Annotated in this window: 17 protein-coding genes and 1 rRNA gene; 1 reads left to right on the forward strand and 17 read right to left on the reverse strand. The window is 39.0% G+C overall.

Features of this window, described 5'->3' with window-relative positions; genetic code table 11:
* From rnmV to J7W16_RS20560, 6 genes are all read right to left on the reverse strand, one after another.
* Nucleotides 1-552, reverse strand: coding sequence for a ribonuclease M5 (gene rnmV / locus J7W16_RS20535; protein WP_210599347.1), 552 nt, complete (start codon nt 550-552; stop codon nt 1-3).
* Nucleotides 553-674: 122 nt separating this feature from the next.
* The gene (locus tag J7W16_RS20540) at nt 675-1,892 is read right to left on the reverse strand and encodes a G5 and 3D domain-containing protein (protein WP_210599348.1); all 1,218 of its coding nucleotides are present in this window, start codon (nt 1,890-1,892) and stop codon (nt 675-677) included.
* 226 nt (nt 1,893-2,118) lie between these two features.
* Nucleotides 2,119-2,889: a TatD family hydrolase gene (locus J7W16_RS20545; protein ID WP_210599349.1), complete on the reverse strand. Its 771-nt coding sequence runs from the start codon at nt 2,887-2,889 to the stop codon at nt 2,119-2,121.
* A 106-nt stretch (nt 2,890-2,995) separates the two neighbouring features.
* Nucleotides 2,996-4,975 carry a methionine--tRNA ligase gene (gene metG / locus J7W16_RS20550; protein WP_210599350.1) on the reverse strand — a complete coding sequence of 660 codons (1,980 nt, stop codon included), beginning with the start codon at nt 4,973-4,975 and terminating at the stop codon, nt 2,996-2,998.
* 362 nt (nt 4,976-5,337) lie between these two features.
* A complete protein-coding gene (locus tag J7W16_RS20555) occupies nt 5,338-7,167 on the reverse strand; it encodes an ATP-binding protein (RefSeq protein WP_210599351.1) in 1,830 nt (609 codons plus the stop codon).
* Between the two features lie 13 nt (nt 7,168-7,180).
* The gene (locus J7W16_RS20560; protein WP_210599352.1) at nt 7,181-8,134 is read right to left on the reverse strand and encodes a DNA double-strand break repair nuclease NurA; all 954 of its coding nucleotides are present in this window, start codon (nt 8,132-8,134) and stop codon (nt 7,181-7,183) included.
* A 187-nt stretch (nt 8,135-8,321) separates the two neighbouring features.
* Between J7W16_RS20560 and J7W16_RS20565 the strand changes: the two genes are divergently transcribed.
* Nucleotides 8,322-8,612, forward strand: a complete 291-nt coding sequence (locus J7W16_RS20565; protein WP_246880132.1) for an AbrB/MazE/SpoVT family DNA-binding domain-containing protein — start codon at nt 8,322-8,324, stop codon at nt 8,610-8,612.
* 61 nt (nt 8,613-8,673) lie between these two features.
* On the opposite strand, the gene rsmI is transcribed toward J7W16_RS20565, so the two are convergent.
* From rsmI to rrf, 11 genes are all read right to left on the reverse strand, one after another.
* Nucleotides 8,674-9,534: a 16S rRNA (cytidine(1402)-2'-O)-methyltransferase gene (rsmI, locus tag J7W16_RS20570; protein WP_210599353.1), complete on the reverse strand. Its 861-nt coding sequence runs from the start codon at nt 9,532-9,534 to the stop codon at nt 8,674-8,676.
* On the reverse strand, nt 9,518-10,288 hold the full coding sequence (locus J7W16_RS20575; RefSeq protein ID WP_210599354.1) for a tRNA1(Val) (adenine(37)-N6)-methyltransferase: 771 nt from the start codon (nt 10,286-10,288) through the stop codon (nt 9,518-9,520). The genes rsmI and J7W16_RS20575 overlap by 17 nt, the downstream gene beginning before the upstream one ends.
* Before the next feature lie 87 nt (nt 10,289-10,375).
* A complete protein-coding gene (yabA, locus tag J7W16_RS20580) occupies nt 10,376-10,726 on the reverse strand; it encodes a DNA replication initiation control protein YabA (protein ID WP_210599355.1) in 351 nt (116 codons plus the stop codon).
* A 16-nt stretch (nt 10,727-10,742) separates the two neighbouring features.
* Entirely contained in the window at nt 10,743-11,564 is an 822-nt protein-coding gene (locus J7W16_RS20585) for a PSP1 domain-containing protein (protein ID WP_210599356.1), read from the reverse strand.
* A 4-nt stretch (nt 11,565-11,568) separates the two neighbouring features.
* Nucleotides 11,569-12,558 carry a DNA polymerase III subunit delta' gene (gene holB, locus J7W16_RS20590; RefSeq protein ID WP_210599357.1) on the reverse strand — a complete coding sequence of 330 codons (990 nt, stop codon included), beginning with the start codon at nt 12,556-12,558 and terminating at the stop codon, nt 11,569-11,571.
* An 11-nt stretch (nt 12,559-12,569) separates the two neighbouring features.
* Complete coding sequence (locus J7W16_RS20595) at nt 12,570-12,899, reverse strand: cyclic-di-AMP receptor (RefSeq protein ID WP_210599358.1); 330 nt, start codon at nt 12,897-12,899, stop codon at nt 12,570-12,572.
* Nucleotides 12,900-12,918: 19 nt separating this feature from the next.
* On the reverse strand, nt 12,919-13,545 hold the full coding sequence (tmk, locus tag J7W16_RS20600) for a dTMP kinase (RefSeq protein WP_210599359.1): 627 nt from the start codon (nt 13,543-13,545) through the stop codon (nt 12,919-12,921).
* The gene (locus tag J7W16_RS20605; RefSeq protein ID WP_210599360.1) at nt 13,538-14,989 is read right to left on the reverse strand and encodes an aminotransferase class I/II-fold pyridoxal phosphate-dependent enzyme; all 1,452 of its coding nucleotides are present in this window, start codon (nt 14,987-14,989) and stop codon (nt 13,538-13,540) included. Before J7W16_RS20605 ends, tmk begins: the two co-directional genes overlap by 8 nt.
* Before the next feature lie 146 nt (nt 14,990-15,135).
* Nucleotides 15,136-15,354 (reverse strand): sigma factor G inhibitor Gin, encoded by a 219-nt coding sequence (locus J7W16_RS22565; protein WP_419095867.1) that lies wholly within the window; start codon nt 15,352-15,354, stop codon nt 15,136-15,138.
* An 887-nt stretch (nt 15,355-16,241) separates the two neighbouring features.
* On the reverse strand, nt 16,242-16,391 hold the full coding sequence (locus J7W16_RS20615; protein ID WP_210599362.1) for a hypothetical protein: 150 nt from the start codon (nt 16,389-16,391) through the stop codon (nt 16,242-16,244).
* Nucleotides 16,392-16,490: 99 nt separating this feature from the next.
* A 5S ribosomal RNA gene (gene rrf, locus J7W16_RS20620) occupies nt 16,491-16,578 on the reverse strand; the annotation flags it as partial.

Consider the following 16,578-nt stretch of genomic DNA (forward strand, 5'->3'; position numbering starts at 1 on the left):
TTATTCCTCCTCAAGAATCCTTTGCAATGCTAGTGAAAATTCTTCTTTTGTTATTTGAAAAGTTTGAAGTCTTTTATGTAGCTGTTTTCCATTTGCATAACCAATATGTAATTGTTCGCCTAACTTTTCTCGCATCCTCTTCGCTTTTGCACCTGCAATTAAGCCAGCAGCGTGTAAATCCTGCCATTCAATTACCTCAACATATTGCATCATCTCCTGCTTCACATTCGAGAGAGCCTCTCTAATGGCATCAGGTGAGGCATTCTCAACACCAAGATCATCTTTATTTTTTGAAATGGCTTGCTTCTTAGGCAAAAAGGCATGTTTACATTCAGGAATTTGTTGACTAATAATTCTTCTAATACGCTCTCCTGGATAATCAGGATCCGTCAGAATGATAACGCCTCTACGGCTTTGTGCTAGGGCAATTTGGGCCATTACACTCTTTCCTATAGCAGAACCATTTGTCTCTATCGTATCGGCCTCTACGGCTCGTTTAATTGCAACAGTATCATCTTTCCCCTCAACGACAATCACTTCTTTTATTCTCATTGTTCGCTCCAATCTTTTTCAATCCGATCAACTGTATATGAATAACCACACTGTCTATTATAACTATTTTACATAACAAAAACACAGAGTGATGTTCACACTCTGTGTTTCCAATGAATAGACTACTCAAGGATTGTGATCTTTACAGTTCTCGTACCCCATTTATAGGCATCCGCCTTCGTAGGCATATGGACATCAATTTTGTTTCCAGATATGGCTCCGCCAGTATCGCCAGCAATTGCTGTACCATATCCCTCTACAAATACTCTTGAACCAAGTGGAATAACTCGAGGATCTACAGCAATAACCTTCATATTTCGATTGGTATTAAGATTAATACCAGTCGCTGTAATTCCACTACAACCTGGACAATTAGCTGTATAAGCAGTTGATGTCACTGTAATCGTTCTGCCTTTTTTATCTGAAGCACTCGCAGAACTAGTAGGTGCTTTGCTTCTAGATGTTGCTGGGACAGGTTGAGTACCGACAGCCACGATACGGTCTTGACTCTCTTTGACTGTCTCTGTCTTCACAAGTTCTCTAGAAATTTCCACACCATCTTCTAATATCACTTCATAATGCTTATTGATTTGCCCAGCTTCGCCTGATTGAACAACCTTTTCCTTACCCGTAAGAAGATCGCCATCTTTCCGGGTAACTGTTGCAAAATCAACATTCTCTTCCACCACATCGGTGACTTTTTCTACTCGTATCACTTGAATGTCTGTTTCCTCGTCTAGCCTTTCATCTAAAGCTGGCTCCACGCGATCTAGTTCTCCTAATGAAACATTTTCTTTCTCTAAAAAGTCAGCGACAGTCGTCGAAGTTGTCCATAACTCAAGTTGTTCGCCGTCACTTGTAAGCTCTACTAAGAATGCAGATTCATAGATTATCTCCATGTTTTCTGTAATCTCAGTGTCTAACCCAGGCTCAATTAAATCATGTTCTTTATATTGTATATCTAATTGATTTATCAGTTCCTCTACTGTTTTTACCGTTGTCCAGATAGACTCTTCTTCTCCGTCAATTGTTGCAGCTACTTGCTTCGCTTGAGTCCAAGTCACATCCATCTCGCCAGTAATCTCAGTATCCAAACTTGGCTCTACTAAATCATGTTCTTTCACTTGCCATTCCTGCTCGAGCATTAGTGCTTCAACAGTTGCAGCATGTGTTTCTATAACGGTCTCTTCACCATCAATCATTACTGTTACAGTTGCCTTTGTCGTCTCGTATACAGCGTACGTAATCACGCTCACGAAGAGAATGAGACTTACCAAGGATATGATCCATTTCTTCCCTAAAATCGCTTTGGGAAGAAACTTAATCCTGTTTACTTCCATGTTACGCCCTCCTCTTTCTCAACGTCCGAATTATAAACACTGTACCTCCCTCTTGTCAACTAATTATTTTTTGTTTCTGACACATTGACCTCATTATCCATGAAGTTGCATCTAAAATAAACAAAAACTTCTCGACAAGTCCACTCTATGCAAAAATGAGATTGTGTAGAACTAGTTCGAATGAATTCCCTATTAGACAAGCCATGCCATAACTCGCTAAAATCTGCTAGCGATTTATGCCAAAAAGTCTTATGGCATTAGCTGTGGTCTGTCTTGAAATCTCTTCAAAACTCACTTCTTTTAACTCTGCAATTTGTTCAGCTACTAGTTTAACATATGCAGGTTCATTTCGTTTGCCACGGTACGGGTGTGGAGCCAAATATGGACAATCTGTTTCAATCAATAAACGATCCATCGGTATTTCTTTTGCCACTTGCTTTGGTCTTTTCGCATTCTTAAATGTAACTGGACCACCTAATGAGATATAAAAATTCATATCTAAGCATTCTCTTGCAATTTCAACACTTCCACCGAAGCAATGCATAATTCCGCCAACCTCATTAGCTTGCTCTTCTTTTAAAATAGTGACAATGTCTTGATCTGCATCACGATTATGAATGATTATTGGTAATTTCACTTTCTTAGCTAATTGAATCTGCTTTCTAAATACTTCCTTCTGGATATCCTTAGGTGATTTATCCCAGTGATAGTCCAAGCCCATTTCTCCTAGGGCTACTATTTTTGGATGTGAGGCTAAGCTCTCAAGCCAATTTAAGTGGTCATCCGTCATGTCAATCGCATCAACCGGATGCCAACCGACTGCCGCATATAATTCATCATATCTTTCGATTAATTCAAGGGCTTTGTTAATCGTTAGCTCATCAAAACCAACGACAACCATATGCCCAACACCAGCTGCCTTTGCACGTGAAATGACCTCTTCTACGTCATCTGTGAATTGTTCAGCATTCAAATGTACATGTGTATCAAATAACATACTCTTCACCTTTTCTCAATAGTTTCTATTTTACATGCTTGCTACTATTTCTTATGAGAGAAAATAATGACCCAAAAGGAAAAAATATCCTTTTGAGTCGCCATTCTTACTTCACTTGTGAACCATTTGGTAAACTTCCATCAATTGTCGCTAACTGTAATTTCTTCCCTTTTGAACCTGCTAAAATCATCCCTTGTGATAATTGTCCTCGGAGTTTAACTGGTTTTAAATTAGTAACGCAAATGACCTTCTTGCCAACAAGCTCTTCTGGAGTATAGTATTTTGCTATGCCTGAAACAACTTGACGCTTCTCATAACCCAAGTCTAGCTGTATCTTGAGTAGACGATCCGCACCTTCTACAGGCTCAGCCTTTATAATTTCGGCTACCTTTAACTCTACCTTTGTAAAATCATCAATTGTAATTTCATTCTCGTCTTCTACTTCTTCTACTTCCTCATCTTTTGCCAAGACTCCACCCATTTGCGTGACAATATGAGCAACCTCTTCCTCACTGTCCAAACGTGGGAAAATCGGTTCTCCTTTTTCAACAACTGTTCCATTTGGAATTTGTGCAAATGAACGTAGCGACTCCCAACTAGTTATTTCTTCACTAATTCCTAACTGCTTCCATATTCTCTTTGGAGTTTGAGTCATAAATGGTTGGATTAAGACAGAAACGACCCGTAATGCCTCCGCTAAGTGATACATAACTGAGCCGAGTACCTCTTTTTGTGTTTCTTCTTTTGCTAGCATCCATGGTTGTGTTTCATCAATGTATTTATTCGTTCGACTGATTAATTGCCAAATAGCTGTTAGGGCAACAGAGAATTCCATTTCTTCCATTGCATTTTCAACCTTAACAATTGTCGCATCGACAAGATCTAGTAATGTTGCATCAAATGGCGTCGCATCCTTCACATAAGAAGGAATTTCACCATTAAAGTATTTATTAATCATTGCAACTGTGCGATTTAATAAATTGCCTAAATCATTTGCTAAGTCATAATTAATACGTTCCACAAATCCCTCTGGTGTAAAGACCCCATCAGACCCGAATGGAACTTCGCGAAGCAAGTAATAACGAAGTGCGTCTAAGCCATAGCGATCAATTAAGGGCACAGGGTCAACTACATTCCCTTTTGACTTTGACATTTTCCCATCCTTCATTAGTAGCCAACCGTGACCAAACACTTTTTTTGGTAATGGCAAATCAAGGGCCATTAACATAATCGGCCAGTAAATTGTATGAAAACGGACAATCTCTTTCCCAACAAGATGTACATCAGCAGGCCAGTACTTATTGTATAAGGTTTGGTCATCATGACCGTATCCTAACGCTGTAATATAATTAGAGAGAGCATCGATCCAAACATAAACAACATGCTTAGGGTTACTCGGCACTTGTACCCCCCATGTAAAGGACGTACGCGAAACAGCTAAATCCTCTAAACCTGGCTTAATAAAATTATTGATCATTTCATTTTTTCGAGATTCTGGTTGGATGAACGTAGGATTTTCTTCATAGAACTTCAATAGTCGATCAGCATATTTACTCATTTTAAAGAAATAGGATTGCTCACGTACCTTTTCAACAGGATGGCCACTATCAGGACTTTTGCCTCCAATGATTTTCCCGTTCTCGTCTTTAACCGGATCAACCAATTGATGTTCGGTGTAAAATGTTTCATCTGGTATCGAATACCAACCTTCATATTCATCTAAATAAATATCGCCTTGTTTAAGAAGCTGTTCAAAAATTTGGGCAACGACCTTTTTATGACGTTCCTCTGTTGTACGAATAAAGTCATCATAAGATATATCTAACTTATCCCAAAGAGCTTGAATTCCTTTTACAATCTCATCTGTAAATTGTTGAGGTGTTTGCCCTTTTTCCTTAGCCTTTGTTTCAATTTTTTGACCATGCTCATCCGTCCCTGTTAAATACCTAACATCAAAGCCTCGTAATCTTTTATACCTGGCCATTGCATCTCCTGCTACAGTTGTATAAGCATGACCAATATGAAGCTTGTCACTTGGATAGTAGATCGGTGTCGTCAAATAAAACGTCTTGTTCGATTGTGCCATTGTTAGTCCTCCTCTATTTTTGCATACAAAAAGCCCTCATCCGCAAGGGACGAGAGCTAACTCACGTGGTACCACCCATTTTCCCTTCTCGCTTTGCAACAAAAAGGCTCATGAAGTCCTAGACTTCCCTGTTAACGCCAGCTACGTCGAATCTTATGTGAAAAAAACACACTCGAAAACGAACTCCTCCCAGGACCATCTTCCATCAAACATCTATACCGGTTTCCAGCTTCCCCGGCTCTCTGCATAGCCACAACGACTACCTATAGATTATTTGCTGTACTCATCCCTTCATCGGACTTCCCTATTCATTTCATTATTCATTAGTATACCCAAAATATACCTAACACAGTCCTCTTCTGTCAAGAACGTGTATAAAGTGTTGCAAATGGTGTTTTCTCCTTCTTAATTAAACCATCTTCACTTAAGCGCTCAAGCTCCATTTTCCAGGTCTGTACATCCCAGTTCTTTTTTGCTTCTTTGTTCAAATTAGTCAAGTGGCTCATGACATTCATCTCCGCCATTGGTAAATAAGGGTCGATCACTTTTAGCAATTCTGCTCTATCCTGATTGTTCATTTCATCTAACTCGTCAAATGGATTTAATGTGTGTGGACTCGTTGAATGTGCCATCCTAATTCGAATCGCCATCGTTCTCCCCATTATTGCTGATGAGACGAACACATCTCCTGATCTTAAATAAGGTAGACGTTTCCCTTCCTCATGGGTTAAATCTGTTTCTTCTTTTATCGTCTGAATATCTGTCCCACGAACAGTCCTAAAGACAAACTTTGTATTTAATTGAGCCGTGATCGTCTCATCGAGTAAAGTAGGTCTCTGTGTAGCAAAAATAAGAAAAACCCCATATTTTCTTCCCTCTTGGGCAATTTCCTTTAACACTGACTTTGCTGGTGCATCATATCCCTTTGGTGCAAAATTATGAGCTTCATCTGTGACAACGAGAAAAGGTGGGAAAAACTCTCCTTGTTTTTGCTGTAGCTTCGCATCGCGATACATTCTTCGTTTTCCATAGAGTGCTCCGATTACATAACTCGAAAAGACTTGTAAAAGCCAGACTGCTCCCTGGATAACAACCAACTGACCTGCATAAATCCCCTGCTCGATTGCTCGGATATTTTGTTGAAACAAGCCAGCTTGATTAAGACGATGAACACGCCATTGTATTCCTTTCACAGAAGCAAGTGGAAGACTACCAAATTGATCAAGTAGCTTCCTAAATAAATTATAGCGTGCTAGTTCATCACGCGACATTCCACCATCATTGACAAATGCCTCTACCTTCTGCTTTCCAAGTTCCAACGCCTCTGCCAAGTGAGCGACTCGATCACTGAAGGATTGGTAACTGTCCTTGCGTTTATGAATTGATTGGATGACATTAACCATTGATTCTGTTAATGAACCGGCTGCCGATAATAATCGCTCGACATCTCTAGTTGATAGTGCAGAGAAATCAACACCTACATCTTGTCCAATTTGCACAACAGTATAACGATCTCTGTAGGATTCGCCACTCCCTTCTGCTGCACTTGCTGAGAAGTTCATTTCAAAATGTGGATCAAAAACAAGTGTCGGGATTTTAAGCTTCATTAGTTCCTCTAACATCACTCGTAGTCCAAATGACTTCCCTGACCCTGATCCACCGAATACACCAATATGAGGATATTGCTGCATTGCTCGAATATCAAAAATAAAAGGAACACCATTTTGAGTTCTTAGTCCATCGTGATCATGAATGTGCAGGAGGTCTGTCAGCTTTTCTGGTAAGGTGTTATGAATAAAGTCTGTTGATTTGACCTCTCCAAGCACAAGCCCCTGTTCCGGTTCAGCTTTAACAAGGAGGTCTGCAATTTCTTCAAAATGTGGATGCCTAACATTTGCCCCTGTCTGAATCGGTTGAACGGCTTCTTCAAACAAGCGCACCTTTGCCAGATGGATATCATCGGCTCCAATATCATAACCAATTTGCTCTAATGTTTTTAATACTTGGTCATCGGCAATCCCTTTATCAAATCCCATTGGAATGTATCGATTGTAGGAAAAGGTCTCAACAACCTCACCTTTTGGCTGATAGAGAGATTCATCCTCAATCACAACCATCTCGTTCATCCTAAACTTATGTGATTTGGAAGCTACATACACCTCATGCTGAGTCGTGACTCCAACAATTTGCATGAATTTCTCCTCCTTAGTACGGTCTATTATTTCGTTTCTGTATAAAGAAACGATGCTTTAATTCTGGATCAATATATTGTTCAACTAGAGCATCGACAAGTTTATCCGTTACTCTGATTTCACGATCAATCATATCTAACCATAAAGGGATCCCCCGACCACCCATAGGGGTTAATGTTAATAATACATTACCAATCTCTTCCTTAAAACTAGCTTGTTCCTCAAGTAAATCAAAGCCGATAATTGCCGGGTCTGAACTTAATCTAGCCCAAACCGACTGGAGTCCTGCTTTATGCTGAACGGCTTTAACATGAAGTAGCTCATCTTGATGTAAAACACCAAACAGTAGATCACGATCATATGTATAAGGCTGCTTCTTATAGGAGTGAAACGCCTCTAGAGTAACTAAGTTTTCAGTTGTAATCTCTTCAGATACTCCAACTAGTAGCACTTCATTTTCGAGTGCCTTCTTCCGCAAGCGCTCCCATTCATCTGGTGCGTCAATACGGTAATGATAAAGGGCTCCGTCCATAATCAGCAGTTTGAGACTTCTTTGTTCTAATAGCTGATATGCTGCTTCAAGTTCTAATTTTGCTAACATATATGAACGCCAATGTGTAGAACTCTCCTCTTCGTTTTCCTTTTCTAATAATGGGGTATATATATCTGAGGTATGACAACTAAAGCCTGTCGTTGTTTTAGCTATCGCTTGAAACAGGTAAAGAATATGAGGTGGCTCACCTTTTGTCTGATTAACCGAACCATCAACCGCTGCAATTTCCTTGCCATTCAACCAAGTCTTCAATGAATCTGTCGAAACTCGATTTAATTTTCGACAATCTGCACTAACAGTTTCAAGTTTTTGTCGAATAATCATTTTTCCTTCTGTCGAACGGTTATACGTATCCTTTAAAACATCATTAACATTTTTTATTTTTTCTACTAACTCTGGATAAATATGTAGCATTCCACATTTTCCCTCCCTGTCTAAACATGGCGTTTTAACAACATTTTTTTGAAAATGGAAAAAAATTAACTACAAAATGGAAAAAAATAATTGACTTGTTTTGGAAACGCTGATAATCTAAGAAAAGAAAGAAATATGTCGAATATTGACTAAAAAACTGTAACGAGTCTGAGAGGAGACTATATATATGAAATCTACTGGTATTGTTCGTAAAGTTGATGAACTTGGTCGTGTCGTTATTCCAATTGAACTTCGTCGTACACTAGATATTGCTGAGAAGGACGCACTAGAAATTTACGTTGATAATGATCGTATTATTTTAAAGAAGTACAAGCCTAATATGACTTGTCAAATTACTGGTGAAGTATCTGACGAAAACCTTTCAATTGCTAATGGCAAAATCATCTTGAGCCCACAAGGTGCACAAGAGATTATTAAGGATCTTCAAGAATATCTAACACGCACAACAAACGCTTAATTATAGCTTTTTATAGTTTGGTGTTTCGACAGGATCTATTCCTATCGAAACACCTTTTTTCTTATTCTTGATGGTAGATCGCATACACTTCTCTTTTAGGAATTTTTCGTTCAACTGCTACTAGTTTTATCGCATCCTTTGAGGACTTTTCTGCATCAATATAATGATTAACATGCTCTAAAATAGTCAGTCTCTCCCACCATTGTTCCTGCTCTTCAATGTCGTTTGCTCCTTCAACCACTAAACAAAATTCACCTTTTATTTTGCCGGTCTCACACCAAGTCATCGCCTCTTCTAATGTACCCCTTTGATATTCCTCATACCTTTTCGTTAGCTCTCGACAGATGGTTATTTTTCGATTACCAAATACGTTAAGCATTGCTTCAAGTGCCTCTTTGATTCGATGCGGGGATTCATAAAAAAGCAGAGTCGCATCCAGCTTCTTTAACTGCTCTAATCGTTCACGTCGTCGTTTAGATTGTCTAGGTAAAAAACCAATAAATTGAAAAGCTTCAGTTGATAAACCGGAGGCAACTAAGCTTGTTAGGGCAGCGTTAGCACCTGGTAAAGAGATAACAGGTAGGTTCTCGTTAATTGCTTCTCGAACCAATTCTTGGCCAGGGTCAGAAATCGCTGGCATTCCTGCATCACTTACTAGAGCAACGTTCTTGCCAGCTTTCACTTCTTCAATTAATTTTGGTCCACTCATTGTCTTATTGTGCTCATGATAACTAACGAGAGGGGATGAGATATCAAAATGGTGGAATAATTTCATTGTCTGTCGAGTATCTTCTGCTGCGACAACATCCGCTTCCTGAAGAATACGGACAGCACGAAATGTCATATCCTCTAAATTACCTATAGGTGTAGGAACAAGGTATAGAGCTCCTTTTTCATTTGTAAAGCTATTTTGCTGCTTCATTTATCGATCCTTCCTGGCGAGTGGTTCGCCCTTCATAAATCTCAAGGAACTGTTCACTATATGTCCCATCTGCTTTGTAAACAACAATTGGTGGGAGACAATTCACTCCAGGACTCCCATCCTTAATTCCTTCGATTAGAACCATATTTGCTTCCTTTTCTGGCTTTGGATGAATAAATTGTATCCGCTTAGGTTCAACCCTATATTCTCTCATCATCGTCATAAGGTCTGTTAATCGCTCTGGTCTATGGACAAAGGCGACTTTTCCCTTTTGCTTTACATATTTACTTGAAAGACGAACAACATCTTCTAACGTGCAATGAATCTCATGGCGGGCAATGGCTAAGTGCACATTTTGATTAATTTCCTTTTCTGATACTGTCTGAAAATATGGAGGATTACAAGTAACCACATCAAATGACTGATTAAGCTCTAACTCCTTAATATCAGAAACAATAAAGGACACGCGATCTGTTAATTGATTTAATTGATTTGACCGTGCTGCCATATGGACAAGCCTCTCCTGAATATCAACACCGACAATAGTTGCTTTTGAACGCGTCGTGAGTAGAAAAGGGATTACACCATTCCCTGTACATAAATCGAGAATACTCCCTTTTTGAATCGGTACTCGTACAAAACGTGCTAATAATACAGCATCGATTGAAAAGGAAAATACCTCTGAGCTTTGGATGACTTTTAAATCTGTTCCCGCAATATAATCAGTTCGTTCCCCTTCTAGTAATGTCACCATATTACCTCATTCCTATATAGAAACTATATATTTATCGAAAGAAAGAACAGATCCCCCATTTCTAGAAGACCTGTCCTAAATGTTACCCTATTTTTGATGTAGAAAGGAAAGACAAAATAAACAATCATCTCCACCAGAACGGATACTACCATAATGAGTGTTACATACGTGGAATCCTTCTTGATAGAGCCTCGCTAAGTTATCATATCCTTCACCAACAAATGACTTCTTAGCTTTTTCATCCTTGGTAGTCGTCTCAATATGACTCTCTTCTTGAACTTCAAGACGTTCACGGAGATTTTCATTTTCGACATGCAAATAATGATTTTCTTCTATTAAATAGGCTAATTGTTCCTTTAGTCCTCGTAATTCATTATGCAACTCACCTAGACGCTCTTCTAAATGACTTACTTGTGTAAAGATTGCCTTCTTATCCACGATGTTTTCCACCTCATTATTCTGTGGCTTCGATCGGCTCCTTATTCGTTAACTCATCGAGTGTAAATTCAATTACACGTTCTCCATCAGCTAGTTCCACTTGAATAAGGTGCTCCAATAAATTAAGACCTGTCACTTTCCCTTTTCCATGAGGAGTGTCTATACGCTTACCTATATCAGGTAACAGCTGTTTCGCTTCCTCATACGTGTCATTTTCATACTTCAAACAACACATTAACCTTCCACATAAACCAGAAATTTTAGCCGGGTTTAAGGAAAGATTCTGATCCTTCGCCATTTTAATAGAAACAGGCTCAAAATCCCCTAAAAACGACGAGCAACATAAGACCCGGCCACAAGGACCAATCCCACCGAGCATTTTGGCTTCATCCCTGACTCCAATTTGTCTCAGTTCAATTCTTGTTCTAAAGACAGCTGCTAGATCCTTAACTAATTCTCTGAAATCAATTCTTCCATCAGCAGTAAAGTAGAACAAAACCTTATTTCGATCAAATGTATATTCAACATCAACTAGCTTCATATCAAGCTGATGCTCAACAATCTTCTCTGTACAAACCTCGAATGCCTTTTTGGCAGCCTCAAGATTTTCCTCGACAGTTAATTTATCCTTCTGAGTAGCGATACGAATGACTTGCTTCAAAGGCAATACTACATCATTCTCACCAACTGTCTTCGTTTCAATCACAACTCGTCCAAACTCAATTCCTCTTGAGGTTTCAACGATAACCATTTCTTCTTTCTCTAACTGAAACGAACCTGGGGAGAAATAATAGATCTTTCCTGCCTTCTTAAAGCGAACACCTACGACTTGATGCAATCTTCTATCCCTCCTGTATCGAAAGCATAAGCTTCTCCATCAAAAGCTGTGGATTGACATTAGAATGAAGATGTCTTTTTGCTTCAAGAACATAAGACATATTCATACTTAGCCTCTGCTGTGAACGATGAAGAGCCTGCTGCTCTATTAAACCGATTTGGTCGACAAAAGCTAAATGATCGACCTTACCTATCTTTGAAAACAATAGATCTCTAAACCATAAAAGGATCATATCCAATCCTGTTTCTAACTGCCATTTCTCTTTAAACAATGGCAACCACTTTTCTTGTATCGTAAAAAGTAGTTGTGTAGGCCGAGAATAGAGTTCCTCCATCAATTGTATCACTACGCTTCGTGCTTGTGCAATCCAATCTGCTTCTATCATTTGTTCCACATCTTCATAACTTGTTGTCAAACTAGCCAGTAAGCTAGCATTTGTTGTTGAAATTCCCATATCCTCCAACATTTTTAGAAATAACTCTCGCTTTAATGGTGCAAAACTCAAAGACTGACTTCTAGATTGTATTGTTGGTAAGATTTTTTGAGTGTTCTCTGTCAATAATATTGCAAGCGTTGCACCATTGGGCTCCTCTAAAAATTTTAGAATGCTGTTTGCTGCACCTGTTGTCATCAAGTCAGCTTGATCAACAATATATACTTTTTTTGCAGACTCAACGCCTCTATATGAAAATTCTTTTTGTAAATGCTCAACTTGATGCTTTTTTATTGATAAGCCATCAGGCTCGATCATGTGTAAGTCTGGATGATTTCCATGCTCAATTCGTTTGCAATCAACACAATATTGGCATGGGTCTATTCCTTTGACTTCCTTGCAAAAGAAGCTCTTCGCTAATTGAAGAGCTACTTTCCTTTTTCCTGTCCCTTTGCTGCCTTCAAAAAGGTAAGCATGGGCAAGACGGTTCTTTGCTAATGTTCGAGATAGTACATTGACGACCCTTGGCTGTATTTCTTCTAAATGTCCCCATGTTTCCATGTTCTCACACCTTAAAATTGTTCAAACTGCTCGACAGGTAATACAAATACAGTTGCTCCTCCAACCTGAACTTCAACTGGATATGGAACGTATGAGTCAGCATTCCCACCCATTGGCGAAATCGGTGCAACCAATTGATCACGGCTTTGACAGTTTGCTTTAATGATACCCATGACGTCCTTGACGTTCTTGTCTTCTGTACCGATGAGAAATGTCGTATTTCCTGCTTTTAAGAAACCACCTGTACTCGCTAGTTTCGTTGCTCGATAATCAGCCTTAATCAAAGCATCTGACAACTTATTACTATCCTTATCTTGAACGACAGCCATAATTAGTTTCATCTAAGACAGCTCCTTCTTGTTAAAATAACTTATCAATTTCAACCATTGCATCCTTAAATACATTAGAAATCGGTTGATTTGCATCGATCTTTTTAATTCGATTTGGGTAGGTTTCCATTACCTTCTTATAGCCTTCACGAACGCGTTCATGAAAGTGCATTGCTTCTTGATCAAGACGATTAATTTCACGATCATCATCATTTTTTATTCGTGTCAAACCGATCTCTGGATCAACATCAAAAAACAACGTCAAATCTGGTAAATAGCCTTCAATCGCAAATTCATTAATTGCCTTCACATTATCAAACCCAATTCCTCTTGCATAGCCTTGATAAGCTAGACTGCTATCAATGAATCGATCACAAAGTACAATCTTTCCTTCGTTCAATGCAGGGATCACCTTTTCAACAAGATGTTGTCTTCTAGCTGCAGCATATAGTAGTGCTTCTGTGCGGCTGTCCATCTCTGTATGCTCTATATCTAATATAACCGTTCTTATTTGTTCAGCTATGCGAATGCCACCTGGTTCGCGTGTTCGAACAACACTGTAACTCTTTTCCTTTAATGCTGCTTCAATTTCAGCTAAGACAGTTGTTTTTCCTGCCCCTTCTCCACCTTCAAACGTGATAAAAAAACCTTTACTCATTGTCATCCTCCGAATCAATAACCAAAACATCCTTCAAATCGTGCTCCAGTTGAAACTTTGCCCCTACAGCTATCAATTTTTCTATTTCTTCAATTATACGCTTATCTATCCTTTCACCTGGTAGAACTACAGGAATGCCTGGTGGATACGGAATAATAGACTCAGCTGAAATAAAACCTACTGCCTCGTTAAGTAAAACACGTCTTTTCTTTGCTTTACGAATGGCTAGGGAGCTTAATTCAAATTTCTTCACACCAATGTTAACCCTAGGAGACTCTCTTTCAGTATCATTGACTACATCATAAGCTTGTAGGAGTTTTCCTACAGAATGAATGGCCTGTATAGGTAGTTCTAGATCTACTTCACCTAATCCAAAAATAAATAACACATGCTTATCGTCAGCAAGTTCAGGATAGAGATTGTGTTTAATAAATATATCTTGAAGTTCAAAGCCTGTTAGTTTAGTTGTTGTTCTTATTGTAACTTTTAATGGGTCGGAAAGATACCAAACATTCCAATTCACGACTTCGATCTGTTTAATCTTAGATAATTCTTTTTTTACTACATCAATTCCTGCCAGAATAACATCAATTTCTGCTTTTGTTAAAGACTCAGCGTAAGACCTTGCTCCATCCAATGAGGCCATTAGTAAGTAAGACGGGCTGCTTGATTGAAACATTGCTAACGCTTCCTTTATCTTATGTTCTATATCACCATTTAGTTTCTCACTTATATGTAAAAAGGAACTCATTGTTAAAGCCGGAAGCATCTTATGTGCTGATTGCACAACCACATCTGCTCCTACATCTAATGTTGAATATGGAAAAGGATCTCCTAAACAATAATGAGCACCATGTGCCTCATCAACTAAGACAAGCATATTTCTTTGCTTCGCTTCCATGATCAAAGGCTTAAGGTCGAGACTTGTACCGTAGTAATTTGGATAAGTTAGTAGTAAACCTTTTGCTTCTGGAAAACGAGTGATTGCATCCTCAAACGTCTCAGTATTCACTCCAATGGGAAGAGTAGTAACTGGATCATATTCCGGTGCAAGCAGGATCGGAGTAACCCCTGCAATTTCCATAGCATGAAAAACAGACTTGTGGCTGTTACGCTGTACCAAAACCTGATCGCCTCGTTCAAAGCAGCCATAAATCATCGCTAAATTACCAACAGTCGTTCCACCTACAAGAAAAAAGGTTCGCTTCGCACCATATAATTCAGCCGCTTTCCTCTGGGCTTCAAGTATCGGCCCAGTCGGTGCATGTAGATCATCAAGACCAGCTAATTCTGTCACATCATATGGTAATGCTCCCTTAAAGTCCTCATACATCTCATCATGAAAAAACAGACCATTTTTATGGCCAGGTACATGGAAAGAGACCGGGTTACGACGGGTATAGTGTTTGATTGCCTCAATTAAAGGCGTCTTCTGCCAATCCAATTAACAACGTCTCCTTTGAATACTAAATATCAATCAGTAATATCCATTATGATACAGTACTTTCTTATCTTTGTTAAGGAACATCACGGATACTGCCAGTTCTCTTAAAAAGGAAAAGGCAAGTCTACAGAAGACTTGCCTTTGTATCATATAAAATTATTTGATAATGTCCTCACTTGTTTTACATAAGTATGATAGACTGCATCTTTCTCATCTGAATGGACTAGTTCACTTTCGCATGACAAACATATAAACGTGTTCACAACTTGTAATCCTTCAGGCTTCCTCTTATTACAGATCATACAATTATCGCCGAGCCGCACTTTCATTAATTTAGTCTTTGGCATTATGATCACCCCTGACATCAGTATCGGCTTTCAAATAAAAATTCATACACTCTTTCTTCTAAACTATTCAACTTAAACTAATTTGTGCCTGTATAAATAGAAATTATCTTAATGGGAAGGGGATGTCGGGAAACTTTTTAGATTTATTAAATAGTATTAGCCAATTATTAAAGTTTACTAGCTGATTTTGTGATAATATACTAGCCGATAAGAGCAACTCCCCCCTTTTTCTCGGAGAAAGAGGTCTTCTCAGCGGGCGAAAGCTGCCTTTTATCATGGGGCATGGCTCTTTATGAGCGGGATTGGGTATTTTATGAGCCGATGCTAGCAACTTATGAGCCGAATTAAATGTATTATGAGCCAAATCTACACTATTATGAGCCTCAGTTAAACTCACCATCTTTTTTGATGCACAAGCTGACAGTTGTTGGTTTGATTAATTTTAAATTTGGATTTGTTATTCTAGATATTGATCTTTCACTTAGTGGGGGGCTTTTTATTCATTGTGCTCTTTTAAAAAGAGCTAAGTGACTGAAATTCCAGCCAAATTCTCTATTTACTCGAAGAAGCAGGTCACTTCAGCGGCCTAAAGATGCCTTTTACCATAGGGAAGGGCTTTTTTTGAGCGGGATTGGCTATTTTATGAGCCGAACTAGCTGTTTTATGAGCCAAATCTACACTTTTATGAGCCTCAGCTGAACTCACCTTTCCTGATGCACAAGCTGACGGTTATTCGTTTGATTAATTTTAAATTGAATTTTATTATTCTTGATAATGATCTTTCACTTAATAGATGGCTTTTTATTCATTGTGCTCTTTTAAAAAGAGCTAAGTGACTCAAGTTCCAGCCAACTTCTCATATTTTCTCGGAGAAGCAGGTCTCCTCAGCTGCCACACTTGCCTTTTTACCATGAGGTAGGGGCTTTATGAGCAGGATTGGCTATTTTATGAGCCACTGCCTGCAATTTATGAGCCGAACTAGCTGTTTTATGAGCCCAATCTACACTATTATGAGCCTCAGCTGGAGTCCTTGATGTTTCCTTGAAATTGGCCAAAGTCAGTAGCTCCTTGGTCTCGCCTTTGGCTCTTTTCAAGATGCTTATCTATCTATATAAAAATAAAAAAAGCACAATCCAAATGGATTGTGCTTAATTGCCCGGCAACGTCCTACTCTCACAGGGGGAAGCCCCCAACTACCATCGGCGCTGAAGAGCTTAACGACCGTGTTCGGCATGGGAACGG

The organism is Halalkalibacter suaedae (assembly GCF_017939705.1).
Classification (GTDB): domain Bacteria; phylum Bacillota; class Bacilli; order Bacillales; family Bacillaceae_D; genus Halalkalibacter; species Halalkalibacter suaedae.